Raw genomic sequence first — 1,603 nt, 5'->3', positions numbered from 1 at the left:
GTCGTACCCCGCGTCGGCGTGGCGCATCACCCCGGTGGCCGGGTCGTTGTGCAGCACGCGGGCAATGCGTTCGGCCGCTTCGTCGGTGCCATCACACACGATCACCATGCCCGAATGCTGCGAGAAGCCCATGCCGACGCCGCCGCCGTGGTGCAGCGAAACCCAGGTCGCGCCGCTGGCGGTGTTGAGCAAGGCGTTGAGCAGCGGCCAGTCGGACACCGCGTCCGAACCGTCCTGCATGGCTTCGGTCTCGCGGTTCGGGCTGGCCACGGAGCCGGAGTCCAGGTGATCGCGACCAATCACGATCGGCGCTTTCAGCTCGCCGCTGCGCACCATTTCGTTGAACGCCAGGCCCAACTTCGCACGCTGGCCCAAGCCAACCCAACAGATACGCGCCGGCAACCCCTGGAAGCTGATGCGCTCGCGGGCCATGTCCAGCCAGTTATGCAGGTGCGCGTCGTCGGCAATCAGCTCTTTGACCTTGGCATCGGTCTTGTAGATGTCATCGGCTTCGCCCGACAGTGCGACCCAACGGAAAGGGCCTACGCCACGGCAAAACAGTGGGCGGATGTAGGCCGGTACAAAACCGGGGAAGTCGAAGGCGTTTTCGACACCGACTTCTTTGGCCATCTGACGGATGTTGTTGCCGTAGTCGAAGGTCGGAATGCCTTGTTTCTGAAAGGCGAGCATGGCTTCGACGTGTTCGCCCATCGACGCCTTGGCGGCTTTCACCACGCTCGCCGGATCCGTCACGGCACGGTCGCGGTATTGCTCCCAGGTCCAGCCTTTGGGCAGGTAGCCGTTGAGCGGGTCATGGGCGCTGGTCTGGTCGGTGACCATGTCCGGGCGCACGCCACGGCGAACCATTTCTGGCAGCAATTGAGCCGCATTCCCGCACAACGCAATGGAAATGGCCTTGCCTTCAGCGGTGTAGCGGGCAATACGCGCCAGCGCGTCATCCAGATCGGTGGCTTGTTCGTCGACGTAACGGGTGGCCAGGCGGAAATCGATACGGCTTTGCTGGCATTCGATGTTCAGCGAGCACGCGCCCGCCAGCGTCGCGGCCAATGGTTGCGCACCGCCCATGCCGCCCAGACCGGCCGTCAGGACCCACTTGCCCTTGAGGCTGCCGTTGTAATGCTGGCGACCGGCTTCGACGAAGGTTTCGTACGTGCCTTGCACAATCCCCTGACTGCCAATGTAGATCCAGCTACCAGCTGTCATCTGGCCATACATGGCCAACCCTTTGGCATCGAGTTCGTTGAAGTGCTCCCACGTCGCCCAGTGCGGCACCAGGTTGGAGTTGGCGATCAGGACGCGCGGCGCATTGCTGTGGGTTTTGAACACACCGACCGGCTTGCCGGATTGCACCAGCAAGGTTTCGTCATCATTCAGGTTCGTCAGGCTTTCAACAATTTTGTCGTAGCAGGCCCAGTTACGTGCTGCCCGGCCAATGCCGCCATACACCACCAGCTCGGTCGGGTTCTCGGCCACTTGCGGGTCAAGGTTGTTCATCAACATCCGCAACGGGGCTTCGGTCATCCAGCTTTTGGCCGTAAGACGGGTGCCACGGGCGGCGCGGATTTCACCTTCGCGGTGACGG

The 1,603-nt window shown here is 62.6% G+C and carries 1 protein-coding gene; it reads right to left on the bottom strand.

Annotated features, from left to right (window positions below; all coding sequences use genetic code 11):
- The coding region (gene hutU / locus HBN68_RS21895) for a urocanate hydratase (protein ID WP_094995372.1) at window positions 1-1,603 on the bottom strand (1,603 nt) is incomplete at both ends.

Source organism: Pseudomonas sp. WS 5078, assembly GCF_012985745.1.
GTDB classification, from domain to species: Bacteria; Pseudomonadota; Gammaproteobacteria; order Pseudomonadales; family Pseudomonadaceae; genus Aquipseudomonas; species Aquipseudomonas lundensis_A.
This window is presented reverse-complemented; position numbering and strand designations above follow the sequence as displayed.